This window comes from Acinetobacter sp. G18 (genome assembly GCF_052660225.1).
In genome coordinates this window covers 1,199,563-1,215,730 of sequence record NZ_CP109658.1, presented here as the reverse complement: position 1 = coordinate 1,215,730, position 16,168 = coordinate 1,199,563, and the positions used below count along the sequence as shown (strand labels likewise).

Genomic DNA, 16,168 nt, shown 5'->3' with positions numbered 1-16,168 from the left:
AGATAGAAATGTATACCCGTTTTCTATTGGTAAATACGCCCATTATGTTTTAGCCAACCATTTTCATGTCGATTTTGTGGATCATGATGCGTCCAATGCAATACACCACCTTTTTCGCTATATTCATATTCACCATTAAATTCGACAATATCCCCTTTGTGCAAATCTTCAATTTTTGGTGCTAAATCAATATTATGTGCCACCAAAATTGAAAGACCATTTTTTAATACAAGAATAAATTTCTGATGTCTTGTCCCATCATTATCTTCTCTTAAAATTGCTTTTACTCGACCACTTCCTTGCACTTGAACATTACTTTGTTTACGATCATAAGCAGTTTTTATGGTATCCGCACCATCATTTGAAAGCGCCGTTTCAGTATGCTGAGTGACAGGAGTGGGTGATGATGTTCGATTGTTCTTATGTCCAGATGAATCTAGACCGAAATATGCAGCAATCAATAAGACAATAATGCCACCAATACTTAGATTTTTTTTATTTGTCATCTTTATATTCCGATTTCAATAGAGATAAAAAAAGCCCCATAGGGGCTTTTTTTATTGTGATACGAATTACTTCGCAGCAGCTTGAGCAGCAGCAACTTCTTCAGCGAAGCTCATTTCTGCTTTTTTCTCGATACCTTCACCAACTTCGAAACGTACGAAGTTAGCAACAGTTGTACCAGTCGCTTTTAATACGTCAGCAACTTTTTTGTCGTTGTCGATAACGTACATTTGACGGTCAAGAGCAACTTCGTTTAAGTATTTCTCAACAGAACCAGTTACCATTTTCTCAACGATGTTCGCTGGCTTACCAGATTCTAAAGCTTTCGCTTCAGCAATTTCTTTCTCTTTAGCGATAAGGTCAGCTGGAACAGCTTCAGCGCTTACTGCTACTGGGTTGAATGCAGCAACGTGCATTGCAATACCTTTACCAGTGTCAGCATCACCTGTGTAAGAAACTACAACACCGATTTTTAAACCGTGTTTATAGATAGCCAAGTTTTCGCCTTCAACGATTTTCGCGCGACGAACTTGGATGTTTTCACCGATTTTTTGAACAAGCGCAATACGAGCTTCTTCAACTGATTGGCCATCAGCCAATTTTAATTCAGCGATTTTAGCAGCATCAGTTTCGCCAGCAGCTAAAGCAGCAGCAGCAACTGCGTGTGCAAAGTTAGAGAAGTTTTCGTCTTTAGCAACGAAGTCAGTTTGACAGTTTACTTCAACTAAGATCGCTTTATTACCGTCTTGAACGATAGTGATTGCACCGTCAGCAGCAATGTTGCCAGCTTTTTTAGCAGCTTTAGCTTGACCAGATTTACGAAGGTTATCAATAGCAAGTTCGATGTCACCGTTCGCTTCTGTTAATGCTTTTTTGCATTCCATCATTGCAAGACCAGTACGGTCACGTAATTCTTTTACCATGCTTGCAGTAATTGCAGTCATGTTGATCTCCTAAAATCGGTAGAAAATAAATCTGTTCAACAAAAACGGCCCAAAGAAACTCTGGGCCGTTTGCACTCTCGACGCTTAATTTGCCACCATTACATGTCGCAAAAATGACAAGCCTGCGTCAAAAAACGCATTAAGCCTCAGAAGCGTCTTTCGCAGCGTCATCGCCTTTTGCTTGAGCGTTCGCTTGAGATTGAGCGTATTCTTTACCAGCAAGAATTGCGTCAGCCATAGCTGAAGCATATAAAGTTACTGCACGGATCGCATCATCGTTACCAGGAATAACGTAATCAACGTTGTCTGGGTTAGAGTTTGTATCAACGATACCGATAACTGGAATACCTAAGTTCTTAGCTTCTTTAATTGCAATCGCTTCGTGATCAACGTCGATTACAAATAATGCGTCAGGTAAACCACCCATGTTTTTAACGCCGCCTAAAGAGCGCTCAAGTTTTTCCATCTCACGAGTACGTTCTAAAGCTTCACGTTTAGTAAGCTTAGCAAAAGTACCGTCTTGAGATTGAGTTTGAAGATCTTTTAAACGGTTGATAGATTGGCGAAGTGTTTTCCAGTTCGTCAACATACCACCTAACCAACGGTGGTCTACATATGGTTGACCAGCGCGTTGAGCTTGTTCACGGATGATGTTAGAAGCAGCACGTTTTGTACCAACGAACAAAACTTTGTTCTTTTTGCTTGCTAATTGGTTAGCGAAGTTCAAAGCATCATTTAACGCAGGAACAGTGTGCTCAAGGTTGATGATGTGAATTTTGTTGCGCGCGCCAAAAATGTATTGACGCATTTTTGGGTTCCAGAAACGAGTTTGGTGACCAAAGTGCGCACCTGCTTGAAGAAGGTCGCGCATGCTTACGTTGTAATCTGCCATTTTCTTTACCTTAAAAGTTGGGTTAGGCCTCCATATATCCGCATTCTCCACCTTTTTACGGGCACCCAGAGTAATGTGACGATATATGTGCGGATTTTTTACTCCATCTATCAATATTCTTCGTAAAAGATATTCACGAAAAGCATTTGATAAAATGGGCGGCTATTTATACCATATACACTTATAAATTACCAAAAGTTTTTAGAGATCATGAACAGTACTTATACAGCTCCACGTCGATTAATCAAAACTCCAGATGAAATTGAAAAAATGCGCATTGCAGGACGACTGGCGGCTGAAGTTCTAGAGATGATCAAGCCGTATATTAAGGCCGGTGTAAGCACACTCGAGCTTGATACGATTTGTCGTAATCATATTGAAAATGTACAGCATGCTATTCCAGCCTGCGTAGGTTACGGTGGTGCTCCAGGACGCCCTGCTTTTCAACACTCTATCTGTACTTCGGTTAACCATGTCGTATGTCATGGTATTCCATCTGAAAATAAAATCTTAAAAAACGGCGATATCCTTAATATTGATGTAACCGTCATTAAAGACGGCTATCACGGCGACACCAACATGATGTACATCGTGGGTGGTGAAACATCTATTTTGGCAAACCGTTTATGTAAAGTTGCTCAAGAAGCTATGTATCGTGGAATGGCAACAGTTAAAGATGGTTCATATTTAGGTGACATTGGTCATGCCATCCAAAAATATGTCGAGTCAGAACGTTTTAGCGTAGTACGTGAATATTGCGGTCACGGTATTGGTACTGTGTTCCATGATGAACCTCAAGTGTTGCACTATGGCCAAGCTGGTACAGGCATGCGTTTAGAAGCTGGTATGACTTTCACTATTGAACCTATGGTAAATGCGGGTGTTTGGCAAACCAAATTGTTAGGTGATAAATGGACAGTTGTAACTAAAGACCATAAACTTTCAGCTCAATATGAACATACTATTTTAGTCACTAAAACAGGGATTGAAGTATTAACAGCTCGCCCAGAAGAAGATCTTTCACGCTTCAATCAATAATTTAATCAAAATTAATAAAAGGCTACTTTATGTAGCCTTTTCTTTTTTATTTTGTACTTTTTATTAATAAATATTTCCAAATATAAACAAATATTTCAAAAAAATTACAATTATTAATTTTTAATACACAATTATTTCAATAAAACGCGTTATGGTGGGCTCAATAAAAATCAGTAAACAAATGCTCGGACATGGAGTCCTTTTATGATGAAAAAGTCATTATTTTGTATGACAGCTGCCTTATTTGCTCTGCCAACAGTCACTTCCGCCGCTTCCCCATATTTTAGTTTAAAAGATGGTGATGGTTTCAAACGTTTTTCAGTCTCAGCTGGTTGGCTCCATGCTATGCCTCAAGGCTCAGGAAACCCTGTCAATATCAATACTAGCGTTGCGGAAGGTACAAAATCTAAAGTTGGAGATGTATCTACAAAAGCCGTTTTAGACGCAATCGACCAAAGTAAACCTTCAGGACAATTTTGGCATGGCACTATTAGCCTTCTTGATAAGTTTACAGACACTCTTCCCTCATCACTTGCGGGTACAGCAGAAATTAATGGTCTTTCTCAATGGGAACAACAAGGTTCTGGCTTAGAAGCTGCTGATGTTGATACCGTTGGTCTTATGTTTAACTACAACTTTACGGATAATTTATCTTTAGAAATTAAAGGTGGTATTCCCCCTAAAGTAGATATTAATGGAAAAGGTAATATTTACGCTCCCCTCTCTGGAAAAGCGACTCCACTAAAAGATGGATCTGTGATTGGAGGAATCATCGGAGATGGTATTGCCAAAGCGGGTGGAGATATTCCTTTAAAGCAAGACATTCATATTACTGATCTTTCTCAGGGTGGTAAGGCTGCGACCGCACGTGCATGGTTACCAGCTGTTGAGCTACATTATCAATTTGGTAAAACAGGTGTAAATAAGTTCCGTCCTTATATCGGAGCTGGCGTGATGTATGCATACTTTAATGATTTAAAAATGAATTCCGGTATTGAAGCCGATTTAATTCAAGCGGGTCACATGATCCAGAATATCCATGATAATAAAGCAGGTGCAGCATTAGATCGTAAAACATCTTCTGCTAATCCTATTGTGAAACTAGAAGCGACAGATACATTTGCACCTATCGTTACCGTAGGAGCAACCTATGACTTCAATCCGAACTGGTTCGCCGTTGGTTCAGTTTCTTATTCAAAAATGAATAATAAAGCAAAAATTTATGTCACTGATCAAAATACAGGTAAAGAGCTTATTAAAGCGAATACCAAAATTGATATCGACCCACTTATTACCTATGTAGGTGTAGGCTACCGTTTCTAATTTTTTAAAACACTTAAGCTATAAAAGCCTTACTGAAGCTTTTATAGCTTTTTTATTGGCAAGTTCAATCCTGCTTCTTTTTAAACCCATATGCTAAAAAAATGAGCATTTCTTATTAAATTATTAGGAGAACCTCATGTTCCATCTCTGTGGTTTGCTTTTTTCTTAATCTTATTTTGTTAATTAATTTTATTAAATTCCAACTAATTGAATAAAATTAAAAACTAACATTTTCCTTTTAGTAAAAATTATTTTTTGGCACAGCCTTTGCTTTATCTACAACATGATGAATCAATGGCGATTCAATGGATAAACCAAGACGGCCAAAGACGTCCGCTCTGATCGGTATGCAAATAGACAATTTATTTTGTCGTGCAAATTAAAAATTCGTTCAGTTCAGAGGGACGGCGTATGTCTTCAAATATCAATCTAGATGCAAAAAAAGCAACTGAGATTAAATTATTCAGCTTCTCAACTCCAGCAATGCGTGCCTTTCACATGTCTTGGCTCGCTTTCTTTGTCTGCTTCTTCGCATGGTTTGCCTGTGCTCCTTTAATGCCTGTTATTAAAGGTGAGTTCGGTTTAACTAAAGACCAGATTGCCAATATTAATATTGCCGCCGTTGCAATTACGATTTTAGTGCGACTCGCTGTCGGTCCCCTTTGCGATAAATATGGTCCACGTATTACCTACACAGCCCTTCTCTTACTAGGCAGTATTCCAGTATTTGGTGTTGCTGCTGCCAACAGTTATGAATCATTTCTATTCTTCCGCTTACTCATTGGTGCAATTGGCGCAAGCTTCGTTATTACGCAATATCATACAAGTATTATGTTTGCACCTAATGTTGTAGGTACAGCAAACGCAGCGGCGGCTGGTTGGGGTAATGCTGGCGGCGGTGCAACTCAAGCCTTAATGCCTTTATTACTTGGTGCAATTGTCATGTTCGGTGTTGAGCAAACTATGGGCTGGCGTATTGCTCTTATCGTACCGGGTGTGATGATGGTGATTGTGGGAGTCCTTTACTGGAAGTTAACTCAAGATTGTCCTCAAGGTGATTTTAAAGAAGTTCGTGCACAAGGCATTGATGTTGGCAGCGGCAAAAAAGGCGGTATGGCAATTTTAATGCAGGCTGCGCGTAACTACCGTGTCTGGATTTTATTTCTGGCTTATGGTGCATGCTTTGGTATCGAAATTTTTATTCATAACGTAGCAGCCATGTACTATGTTGATCAATTCAAAATGGATTTAAAAACTGCGGGTTTAACGGCAGGAATATTTGGTCTTCTTGCATTATTTGCACGTGCACTAGGGGGCATTATTTCCGATAAAGTCGCACTTACTAAAGGACTAGATGGACGCACGAAAGTACTTGTACTCATGATTTTAGGCGAAGGTTTATTCTTAGTCCTTTTCTCTCAAATGAATGGTGTCGCTCTCGCTATTCTTTCAATGACTATTTTTGCACTATTTACACACATGGCCTGCGGCGCAACATATGCTCTTGTGCCATTTATTGACCGTAATGCATTAGGCGGTGTAGCAGGAATTATTGGTGCGGGTGGTAATGCAGGTGCAGTTGCAGCTGGCTTTTTATTAAAAGGTGTACTTGATATTCAAACTTGCTTATTTATTTTAGGTGGACTGGTTATGGTTGCGGGTTGTAGCGTGATTTTGATTCGCTTCACAACCGAACACAAAGAAAAAGAACAAGTCCTTTTTGAACAAGCGCTACTTGAGCGTAATTCTGCAACTTAATTTTTTATAATCAGCAGAAATTAAAATGATTTCTGCTGATTTGCTTTTGTTATAAAGAGACTAGCATTGTTACCTTTTAATTTTTCTTAAATATTCCCACTATCTATATCGATATCTTTCGATACATCTTCTACAATAACTCATCACTTTCCTATAATTTTCCAATCACAATGACTAAAACAGGCAATCAGTTCTCACAGCCACTTATATACATGTTAATTGGTAGCGCTCTTATCTTGGCTCTTTCATTAGGTGTTCGTCACGGTTTCGGCCTTTATTTAGTTCCAATGAGTCATGATTTTGGTTGGGGGCAGCATGTTTTTAGTCTTGCAATCGCGATGCAAAATTTAATATGGGGAGCTGTGCAGCCTTTTACGGGTGCAATTGCAGATAAATACGGTAGTAAAATTGTGGTTGCTGTTGGTGGGCTGCTTTATACCCTTGGCTTACTATTAATGGCTTTTAGTTCAAGTGTACTCATTTTGAATTTAAGCCTAGGTCTTATTATTGGTTTAGCTTTATCAGCAACCTCTTTTACGGTTTTACTGAGTGCCGTAGGCCGAGCTGCTCCACCAGAAAAAAGAAGTATGGCAATGGGTATTGCCAGTGCGGCAGGCTCTTTCGGTCAATTTATTATGCTGCCTTCCACCCTTCTCTTACTTAAAACAGTAGGATGGTCCGCAGCTTTAATGGTGAGTGCTCTCCTTATTGCTCTAATTATTCCTCTGGCATTGATGCTTAAAGCTCCAACTTATCAATCACCTAAGGCACTCATTCAAACTCAACTCACATTTAAACAAGTACTTAACATTGCTAGAAAACACAAACCTTTTTGGTGGTTAGCTTTAGGTTTTTTAGTATGCGGGTTCCAAGTTGTATTTTTAGGGGTACATTTACCAGGCTATTTAATCGACCACGGCTTTGATGCGGCGACAGGTACAGTGTTTCTGGCTTTAATCGGCTTATTTAATATTGTGGGAACTTATGGGGCGGGTTGGCTGGGAGATCGTTTCTCAAAACCTAAATTATTAATGGCACTTTATGGTAGCCGAGGGATCGCGATCATTGCCTTTCTACTATTACCTTTAAGCACTTATACAGTATATGCTTTTGGCGTCGTTATGGGTCTTCTATGGCTCTCTACTGTTCCACTCACCAATGGCATTGTCGCAAATATGTTTGGTGTTAAATACCTTTCAATGCTGAGCGGTATTGTGTTTTTCACCCATCAAGTTGGTTCTTTCTTTGGCGGTTGGCTTGGCGGCGTTAACCATGACTTAACAGGTAATTACAATGCGATTTGGCTATGTTCAATAGCTTTGAGTATATTAGGGGTAATTGTACATTTCTTTGTAAATGAGGAGGCTGTTATTCATGATGCATAATGCCTTACTTTTGAAAACAATTATGAGTTTTTTCATTGTAGCTCTTCTGGTTCTTTCCATCATTTTATGGAAACAGACACCTGATTTATTTGAATATTTTAACCAAGCATTTTGTGCACACTAGAAAGATGAGACGCTGAAATCACTCTGTACATTGTCATAAAAATATAAAAATCGTATGGTCTAATGAAAATAAAAAAGCCCGCAAACTTGCGGGCTTTTTTATTGAAAAATTATTTAAAATCAAAACAAGCGATTCATACCGTTAAGTGCAGCTACACGGTAGGCTTCAGCCATGGTTGGATAGTTAAACGTTGTTTCGACAAAATATTTCAAAGTATTGTTTGGGCTGTGCATAACTGCTTGCCCAATGTGGATAATTTCGGCAGCGTTATTACCAAAACAATGAATACCTAAAATTTCTAAAGTGTCACGATGGAAAAGAATCTTCAATTCACCCACTGTATCACCCGTAATTTGTGCACGAGCCAAATGACGGAAAGAAGCTTGACCTACTTCATACGGAATTTTCTCTTCCGTTAATTCCTGTTCATTTTTACCAATAGATGAAATTTCCGGAATGGTGTAAATACCCGTTGGGATATCACGTACTGGCTTCGCATCTTCACCACTCATGTTTGCACCAGCACAGCGCCCTTGGTCATAAGCAGCAGAAGCAAGTGATGGCCAACCAATCACGTCACCAGCAGCATAGATATTTTCAACTTCAGTTTGGTATTGATCATTTACAGAAAGCTGACCACGGTTATTTGGTACTAACCCAACATTCTCAAGACCTAAGCCTTCTGTATTACCTGAACGGCCATTACACCAAAGGATCGCATCGGCTTTGATTTTTTTACCACTTTGTAAGTGTAATACAACGTGGTCATCAAATGTCTCAAGATGATCCATTTGTTCGTTGTGACGAATTAACACACCTTGTTCACGTAAGTGATAAGACAAAGCATCAGCAATTTCATCATCTAAATAGCTTAAGAGTTTTTGCTGAGTATTAATCAAGTCAACTTTATGATCTAAACCAATAAAGATCGAAGCATATTCACAGCCAATAACGCCTGCACCGTAAATAATGATTTTTTGAATTGAGTAATCAAGATCAAGAATTTTATCTGAATCAAATACACGAGGATGGTCAAAGTCGAGACCTTGTGGATGATAAGGACGACTACCTGTCGCAATCACGATTTGCTTACAGATGATTGTTTCTTTAATGCCTTCATGGCTAAAAACTAAAACTGTATTTTTATCTTGAATATATGCACGGCCATGAAATACGCCGATTTTGTTGCGGTCATAAAAGCGTGTATGTGTATCAACCTGTTGTTGAATCACTTTGTGAGCATTACGCAACACCTGTTTCATGGTGAACTGTTTCCATTCACCTACTTTTTGAAACATCGGGTCACGTTGATAGCGAATAATACTAGAAACTGTTTGACGTAATGCTTTACTTGGAATAGTCCCTACGTGAGCACAGTTACCACCCAGTTGATCACGTACATCTACAATTGCAACACGCTTACCCGCTTTTGCAAGCTTCATTGCCGCGCCTTCACCTGCAGGTCCAGAACCGAGAACTACCGCATCGTACTTAACGAAATTCCCACTAACGACCTCTTTTTTACGTGGCATTGAAAGCTCCTTCCTCTCTTGAATGACCATATTTTATAATAGATTATGACTAATATGCGGTGAATTTATGTATTTCTCAACCCTATATTTCTGAATAACCACATTTATTATATGAATAGTTATTTTCCGCTATTAACCAAAGAACTCGGCTATAATACAATGTCAATGTCTCTATAAACGAGTGGAAAAGTTAAATATGTCAGAACACCGTAAACCTGAACAGGGTGTAAAACTTCGTGGCGCAGAAAAAGTCGCAAGAATTCCTGTAAAAGTTGTACCTACGGTTGAAGTGCCGCGTAAACCTGACTGGATTCGTGTCAAGATGACGGCACCAGAAGAAGTTCAGCGTATTAAAACCACTTTACGTGCTCAAAAACTCCATACCGTTTGTGAAGAAGCAGCTTGTCCTAACTTACCAGAATGTTTTGGTGGTGGTACAGCAACATTCATGATTATGGGTGATATTTGTACACGTCGTTGCCCGTTCTGTGACGTCGCACATGGTCGACCAAATGCATTAGACCCTGATGAACCTCGTCACATGGCAGAGACTATTGCCAATCTTAAACTCAAATATGCAGTAATTACTTCGGTTGACCGTGATGACTTACTTGACGGCGGTGCACAACATTTTGTGGACTGTATTAAGGAAGCTCGTGCGCTTAGTCCAAGCACACTACTTGAAATTTTAGTTCCAGACTTCCGTGGACGTATGGATATTGCTTTACGCATTATGACTGAATGTCCACCAGATGTTTTCAACCATAATATTGAGACTGTACCTCGTCTCTATAAAGCGATGCGTCCAGGTTCAGATTACCAACATTCTTTAAACTTATTGAAAATGTTTAAAGAATACTGCCCTGACATCCCAACCAAATGTGGTTTGATGGTAGGTATTGGTGAAACTGAAGAAGAAGTCATTGCATTGCTTGATGACTTACGTGCTCACGATGTCGACTATGTGACTATTGGTCAATACTTGCAACCTTCAAAACAACACGCACCAATTGACCGCTTTGTAACACCAGAAGAGTTTGAGCGTTATGCAGAGCATGGCCGTAAACTTGGTTTTAGAAATATCTGGTCTGCGCCAATGGTTCGTTCGAGTTACTTTGCTGACCGTCAATATCACGGTGAGCCAGTACCAGAAGTTCGTCGTAAAGTAGATCCAGCTAAAAAAATCGCTGTTCAAGTCGTCGAAGCTTAAAAATTAAATTTCTATAAAAAGCCCTCTAATACAGAGGGCTTTTTATTTGTATAAGAAAATCAATAACATTTCTTGACAAATAGATAAAACAAGCTATTACACTTTCACTCAAAAATATCTTATACCTAAAAGTACGATATATCCCTGCTCTAGCATATAGATCAATTGCGACATAAAAAATCAAATTTAAACAGCATTAAAAATAAGCTAGTTAAGCCTTAAATCTCTCCTCGCCTTTTGTAACGTCTAACTTGAGGGCTTATCTAGCAAGGAGCAAGTATGATTTTCCTACTCTTTGTTTTAAGTATTGTCATTCAGCTTATTGCAATATGGGCAATTTTCTTTTTTAACCTAAATAGAGTCATTGGTAGTGTTATTACGATTGCTGTAGCCATCCTTACTGCACTCATTTTAACGCCATGGTCACTGCTTTTAGGGATTCCTCTTATTGCTCTTAGCATTATTATTTTGTTTAAGCCTTTACGGTTTAGCTTAATTACAAGACCTGCTTATAAAACTCTGGCAAACTCAATGCCAAGCATCAGTACAACTGAACAAGAAGCATTAGAGGCAGGAACAAGCTGGTGGGAAAAAGAATTGTTTATGGGAGCTCCAGATTGGTCGCAATTTGAAAAGTATCCTTACCCTACACTTTCATCAGAAGAACAAAGCTTTATTGATAATGAAGTTGAAGTGCTATGTAGCATGCTCAATGAATGGGAAATTCATCATCAATTAAAAGACCTTCCACCTGAAGTTTGGCAGTTCATTAAAGATAAAGGTTTTTTAGGCCTGATTATTCCAAAATCATTTGGTGGTAAAGAGTTTAGCTCATTTGCTCAAAGCCGTATTATGAGCAAAATTGCATCACACTCTTTAACTGCAGCAGTGAGCTGTATGGTTCCTAACTCACTGGGACCCGGTGAGCTACTCATGCACTACGGTACGGATGCACAAAAGCAGCAATATCTACCGGGTCTTGCCAAAGGTGAAGAAATTCCATGCTTTGGTTTAACAAGTCCTGAAGCTGGTTCAGATGCTGGTGCCATTCCAGATTCGGGTGTGGTGTGCTACGGCGAATATGAAGGTGCTCAAGTCCTTGGCCTGCGTATGAATTTCTCTAAACGCTGGATTACACTTGCTCCGATTGCCACAGTAGTTGGCTTAGCATTTAAGCTCTATGACCCCGAAGCTCTACTCGGCGATAAAAATAAAACCGAATACGGTATTACCTGTGCACTTATTCCTGCAAGCCATCCGGGTGTAAAAATAGGTGCACGCCATTATCCAGGCTCTCCATTTATGAATGGAACAGTTGAGGGTGAAGATGTTTTCATTCCTATCGACTGGATTATCGGTGGACAAGAAAATGCTGGTAAAGGCTGGCGTATGCTGATGGAGTGTTTAGGTGTTGGGCGTGGTATTTCCCTCCCAGCATTAGCTACAGCCGCAGGTGAAATGAGCTATTTAACCGTAGGTGCTTTTGCGAGAATTCGTCAACAGTTCAATATTTCTGTTGGTAAATTTGAAGGTGTGCAAGAAGCAAGCAGTGAAATTGCCAGTGATGCCTATATGCTTGAAGCATTCCGTTATTTAGTAACATGTGGCCTAAATCAAGGCGGAACTCCTGCGGTGATGACTGCCATGGCAAAATACTATGCAACAGAAACCATGCGTAAAGTCATTAATCACGGTATGGATATTGCCGGTGGACGTGGTATTCAGCTTGGGCCTCGTAACTTCCTTGCGCTCACCTATCAAGCCATCCCGATTGCAATTACAGTCGAAGGTGCAAACATTTTAACCCGCTCACTCATGATCTTTGGTCAGGGTTCGATGCGCTGTCACCCTTATCTTTTTGAAGAGCTGCAATTACTTCAGTCTGAAGACAAAGCCAATGCAGTTCAAAAATTCGATGACCTGTTATTTAAACACTTAGCTTATACCTTTAATCGCGGTGCAAAATCATTTGCTTATGGTTGGACAGGTGGTTCAAGTGATGCACCGCAATCATCAGATCAGTTTACGGCAAGTTACTATAAAACCATTAACCGTTTTAGTGCCAACTTCGCCCTTGTTTCTGATATGTCACTAGGTTTACTTGCAGGAGATTTAAAACGCAAAGAAATGCTCTCAGGACGTTTAGCTGATATTCATGCACACTTGTTTATTGCCACTGCAATTTTAAAGTTTTATGAAGCTGGACAAAAAACTGAAGCTGAACAACTGCATGCAAAACTAGCACTACAAAAAGCGTTCTTAAATATTCAGGAAGCATTTTGGGGATTATTTGACAACTTCCCAGCCAAGCTCCCAGCAGCCTTAGTAAAATGGATTTGTTTCCCGCTAGGTCGTGTGATTGCAAAACCTGATGATGAGTTAAAACAGCAAGTTGCTGAACTTATGATGGAAGAACATCCGTTTAGAGAGCAACTCAAACGCCATGTGTACTATTCAACTGAACCTAACGATGTTACTGGCCGTCTAGAGCACACGTTCCAGATTTTAAGAACCCTTGAACCGCTTTGGGATAAGTTTAAGAAAGCTGAATCCAAAGGCAAGTTTACTGGTCTTACTTTTGAAGAGAATATTGCACAAGCGATAAAAGAAGGCTTTATTTCTGAAAACGAAGCTCAACAATTATTGCAATACAATGCAATTCGATTTGACAGCATGCTTACCGATGTTTTTGATGAAAAACTCGATAAGGATCTACCTTTGTCAAACCCTCATCAAATAGTGTGACTGATGCCTCCACCAATTCACTATTGCAATCATTTTTGATTCGCATTAATTAATAAATAGCCATAAAAGCGTCACTCGACGCTTTTATTTTTAGGAGAAATTAATGTCTAAGCAAGATTACGAAAATGGATTAAAAGTACGCACAGAAGTGATGGGAGAAGCTTTTGTAAAACGTGCCCAAGAAAATACCTTACCCTTTACTCAGCCTTTACAAGACTGGATTAATGAACATGCATGGGGATCAACTTGGCAACGTGAAGGTGTACTTCCACGTAAATATCGCTCATTAATAACTTTAGCTATGCTAACCGCACTTAAATCGCCAACTGAACTTAAAGGCCATGTTCGTGGCGCACTCAACAATGGTTGTACAGTTGAAGAGATTCAAGAAACTTTATTGCATAGTCTGCCATATTGTGGTGCTCCCGCTACTCAAGAAGCTTTTCGTGCTGCTTTAGAAGTCATTCAAGAATATCAACAACAATAACTTCAATCTGAGCCAGCACTCTACTGGCTCACTTTGACCTAATTTAATGTAGTCGAATAAATATTTAAATTACGATCACCAATTACAATAGCCTGACGACAAATCCCTTCTGCTTTACGCTGGTTCTCAAAAACTGTTGCTGACATCGGCTCAAAACTATCGAAAAAGCAAATTTCGTTTGAATCTACAGAATAAACGAGCGACTGATTTCCAACACCTTCTAAAGTGTCGTAGTACACGATTACCATTTGCCCATTTTGAATTGCGCCTTGAATGTCTTGATAGCTCAAAGCAGGCCCTGTCGGTATTTTCAACACCTTTGCCTCTTTATAACTCATACGTTCGCTGGGGCTAATGTTAGGGTCTTTATCTGAATAAAATGAAACATCAAAGCCAAACTTTTTTAAAGCAACAGCTAAAGCAATGGTATAGGTACCATCTTGCTCATATCGGCAAACTTTAATCAACTCAGCAACATCAACTTGAACCCCATAATGCTTTAGCACCATCCAAACTGCAAAAACACCACTATTTGCCTCGAGGTTTGCCAAAGATTCGGGAATATTTAAGGCCATAATTTAAATCTAAAGTCGTAATTAAGCAGATAATAAACAAAACTGGATTGGCACTAAAAGCTTTTCCAAGTACAATGTTTCGCTAGTCGAGGGATGCTGCGACAAATGATCGGCACTAAAGATCAATTTGCCAGGCTCGACGATCGGTTAAACACTCGTTTTAACCAACAACGGCATCCGCGAACAGAATGATCAATACTATTTTTTCCTAGGAGATCCTGATGAACGCGGTTAATGCTTCATTTACAGATTACAAAGTTGCTGACATTTCACTTGCTGATTACGGTCGTAAAGAAATCAAACTTGCTGAAGCAGAAATGCCAGCTTTGATTGGCTTACGTAAACGCTATGCAGCATCTAAACCACTTGCTGGCGCAAAAATTCTTGGTTGTATTCACATGACCATTCAAACAGCGGTTCTTATTGAAACGCTTGTTGAATTAGGTGCTGAAGTTCGCTGGACATCATGTAACATTTTCTCTACTCAAGACCACGCTGCTGCTGCAATTGCTGCTCGCGGTATTCCAGTTTTTGCCTGGAAAGGTGAAACTGAAGAAGAATATGTATGGTGCTTAGAACAACAAATCAATATTAATGGCCAACCTTGGAATGCCAACATGATTTTGGACGATGGCGGTGACTTAACTGCTCTTGTTCATGAAAAATACCCTGCTCTTTTAGAACGTATTCACGGTATTACCGAAGAAACAACTACAGGTGTTCAACGTCTTATCGAAATGTGGAAAGACGGTTCTTTGAAAGTACCTGCAATTAACGTAAATGACTCAGTTACTAAGTCTAAAAACGACAACAAATATGGCTGCCGTCATTCATTAAATGATGCAATCAAACGTGCTACAGATATGTTGTTATCTGGCCGCCGTGCACTTGTGATTGGTTACGGTGACGTAGGTAAAGGTTCTGCTCAATCTTTACGTCAAGAAGGCATGATTGTTCGTGTAACAGAAGTTGACCCGATTTGTGCAATGCAAGCATGTATGGACGGCTATGAAGTTGTATCTCCATACAAAAACGGCGTACAAACAGGTAAAAAAGAAGATGTTAACCAAGACTTACTTGGCAACACTGACCTTGTTGTAACGACTACTGGTAACTACCACGTATGTGATGCTGCAATGTTAGATAGCTTAAAAGCTGGTGCAGTTGTATGTAACATCGGTCACTTCGATACAGAAATCGACACAGCTTATTTACGTGGTTACAAGTGGGTTGAAGTTAAGCCACAAGTTCACCAAGTTTATCGTTCAGAAGACGAAAACAACTACCTTATCCTTCTTTCTGAAGGTCGCCTTGTAAACCTAGGTAATGCAACTGGTCACCCATCACGCGTGATGGACGGTTCTTTTGCTAACCAAGTTTTAGGTCAAATTCACTTATTCCAAGAGAAATTTGCTGACCTTCCTGCAAACGAAAAAGCTGCAAAAATCCGTGTAGAAGTTCTTCCTAAGAAACTTGACGAAGAAGTTGCTGCGGCAATGGTTGCCGGTTTCGGTGGTGTACTTACCCAGTTAACTCAAAAGCAAGCCGATTACTTGGGCGTTGCTGTTGAGGGACCATTCAAGTCTGACGCTTACAAATACTAAGAACTTAAGGGCAGACGGTGAACCGACTGCCCTTTTTTCTAAAATGT

Annotated in this window: 13 protein-coding genes; 8 read left to right on the top strand and 5 right to left on the bottom strand. The window is 39.6% G+C overall.

Annotated elements, in window-relative coordinates:
- Positions 1-23: 23 nt before the first annotated feature.
- From NE363_RS05690 to rpsB, 3 genes are all read right to left on the bottom strand, one after another.
- On the bottom strand, positions 24-506 hold the full coding sequence (locus NE363_RS05690) for a DUF3465 domain-containing protein (protein WP_445536000.1): 483 nt from the start codon (positions 504-506) through the stop codon (positions 24-26).
- 66 nt (positions 507-572) lie between these two features.
- Positions 573-1,448, bottom strand: coding sequence for a translation elongation factor Ts (gene tsf / locus NE363_RS05685; protein WP_396519317.1), 876 nt, complete (start codon positions 1,446-1,448; stop codon positions 573-575).
- Positions 1,449-1,587: 139 nt separating this feature from the next.
- Entirely contained in the window at positions 1,588-2,340 is a 753-nt protein-coding gene (gene rpsB, locus NE363_RS05680) for a 30S ribosomal protein S2 (RefSeq protein WP_001982118.1), read from the bottom strand.
- 210 nt (positions 2,341-2,550) lie between these two features.
- On the opposite strand from rpsB, the gene map reads away from it, so the two are divergent.
- The 4 genes from map (at position 2,551) to NE363_RS05660 (ending at position 7,844) form a co-directional block, all read left to right on the top strand.
- Positions 2,551-3,378, top strand: a complete 828-nt coding sequence (gene map / locus NE363_RS05675) for a type I methionyl aminopeptidase (protein ID WP_445535999.1) — start codon at positions 2,551-2,553, stop codon at positions 3,376-3,378.
- A gap of 204 nt (positions 3,379-3,582) precedes the next feature.
- Positions 3,583-4,701, top strand: a complete 1,119-nt coding sequence (locus NE363_RS05670; protein ID WP_445535998.1) for an OmpW/AlkL family protein — start codon at positions 3,583-3,585, stop codon at positions 4,699-4,701.
- A gap of 411 nt (positions 4,702-5,112) precedes the next feature.
- Positions 5,113-6,459, top strand: a complete 1,347-nt coding sequence (locus tag NE363_RS05665) for an MFS transporter (protein ID WP_100290993.1) — start codon at positions 5,113-5,115, stop codon at positions 6,457-6,459.
- Positions 6,460-6,629: 170 nt separating this feature from the next.
- The gene (locus tag NE363_RS05660) at positions 6,630-7,844 is read left to right on the top strand and encodes an MFS transporter (protein ID WP_191001342.1); all 1,215 of its coding nucleotides are present in this window, start codon (positions 6,630-6,632) and stop codon (positions 7,842-7,844) included.
- A gap of 243 nt (positions 7,845-8,087) precedes the next feature.
- Here NE363_RS05660 and sthA read toward each other — a convergent pair whose 3' ends face one another.
- The gene (gene sthA / locus NE363_RS05655; protein WP_004700414.1) at positions 8,088-9,500 is read right to left on the bottom strand and encodes a Si-specific NAD(P)(+) transhydrogenase; all 1,413 of its coding nucleotides are present in this window, start codon (positions 9,498-9,500) and stop codon (positions 8,088-8,090) included.
- Positions 9,501-9,696: 196 nt separating this feature from the next.
- On the opposite strand from sthA, the gene lipA reads away from it, so the two are divergent.
- The 3 genes from lipA to NE363_RS05640 all read left to right on the top strand — a co-directional run bounded on the left by lipA (position 9,697) and on the right by NE363_RS05640 (position 13,942).
- Positions 9,697-10,710, top strand: coding sequence for a lipoyl synthase (gene lipA, locus NE363_RS05650; RefSeq protein ID WP_004700412.1), 1,014 nt, complete (start codon positions 9,697-9,699; stop codon positions 10,708-10,710).
- Positions 10,711-10,989: 279 nt separating this feature from the next.
- Positions 10,990-13,455, top strand: coding sequence for an acyl-CoA dehydrogenase (locus NE363_RS05645; RefSeq protein WP_445535997.1), 2,466 nt, complete (start codon positions 10,990-10,992; stop codon positions 13,453-13,455).
- Positions 13,456-13,558: 103 nt separating this feature from the next.
- On the top strand, positions 13,559-13,942 hold the full coding sequence (locus NE363_RS05640) for a carboxymuconolactone decarboxylase family protein (RefSeq protein WP_445535996.1): 384 nt from the start codon (positions 13,559-13,561) through the stop codon (positions 13,940-13,942).
- Between the two features lie 38 nt (positions 13,943-13,980).
- On the opposite strand, the gene NE363_RS05635 is transcribed toward NE363_RS05640, so the two are convergent.
- Complete coding sequence (locus NE363_RS05635) at positions 13,981-14,517, bottom strand: cysteine peptidase family C39 domain-containing protein (RefSeq protein WP_151750091.1); 537 nt, start codon at positions 14,515-14,517, stop codon at positions 13,981-13,983.
- A gap of 221 nt (positions 14,518-14,738) precedes the next feature.
- Here NE363_RS05635 and ahcY point away from each other — a divergent pair, with 221 nt between their 5' ends.
- Positions 14,739-16,121, top strand: coding sequence for an adenosylhomocysteinase (ahcY, locus tag NE363_RS05630; RefSeq protein ID WP_445535995.1), 1,383 nt, complete (start codon positions 14,739-14,741; stop codon positions 16,119-16,121).
- Positions 16,122-16,168 lie beyond the last annotated feature (47 nt).

Excerpts from the sequence above, each read along its gene's own strand:
- NE363_RS05690 (WP_445536000.1), bottom strand. The coding sequence starts at position 506 with ATGACAAATAAAAAAAATCTAAGTATTGGTGGCATTATTGTCTTATTG.
- tsf (WP_396519317.1), bottom strand. The coding sequence starts at position 1,448 with ATGACTGCAATTACTGCAAGCATGGTAAAAGAATTACGTGACCGTACT.
- rpsB (WP_001982118.1), bottom strand. The coding sequence starts at position 2,340 with ATGGCAGATTACAACGTAAGCATGCGCGACCTTCTTCAAGCAGGTGCG.
- map (WP_445535999.1), top strand. The coding sequence starts at position 2,551 with ATGAACAGTACTTATACAGCTCCACGTCGATTAATCAAAACTCCAGAT.
- NE363_RS05670 (WP_445535998.1), top strand. The coding sequence starts at position 3,583 with ATGATGAAAAAGTCATTATTTTGTATGACAGCTGCCTTATTTGCTCTG.
- NE363_RS05665 (WP_100290993.1), top strand. The coding sequence starts at position 5,113 with ATGTCTTCAAATATCAATCTAGATGCAAAAAAAGCAACTGAGATTAAA.
- NE363_RS05660 (WP_191001342.1), top strand. The coding sequence starts at position 6,630 with ATGACTAAAACAGGCAATCAGTTCTCACAGCCACTTATATACATGTTA.
- sthA (WP_004700414.1), bottom strand. The coding sequence starts at position 9,500 with ATGCCACGTAAAAAAGAGGTCGTTAGTGGGAATTTCGTTAAGTACGAT.
- lipA (WP_004700412.1), top strand. The coding sequence starts at position 9,697 with ATGTCAGAACACCGTAAACCTGAACAGGGTGTAAAACTTCGTGGCGCA.
- NE363_RS05645 (WP_445535997.1), top strand. The coding sequence starts at position 10,990 with ATGATTTTCCTACTCTTTGTTTTAAGTATTGTCATTCAGCTTATTGCA.
- NE363_RS05640 (WP_445535996.1), top strand. The coding sequence starts at position 13,559 with ATGTCTAAGCAAGATTACGAAAATGGATTAAAAGTACGCACAGAAGTG.
- NE363_RS05635 (WP_151750091.1), bottom strand. The coding sequence starts at position 14,517 with ATGGCCTTAAATATTCCCGAATCTTTGGCAAACCTCGAGGCAAATAGT.
- ahcY (WP_445535995.1), top strand. The coding sequence starts at position 14,739 with ATGAACGCGGTTAATGCTTCATTTACAGATTACAAAGTTGCTGACATT.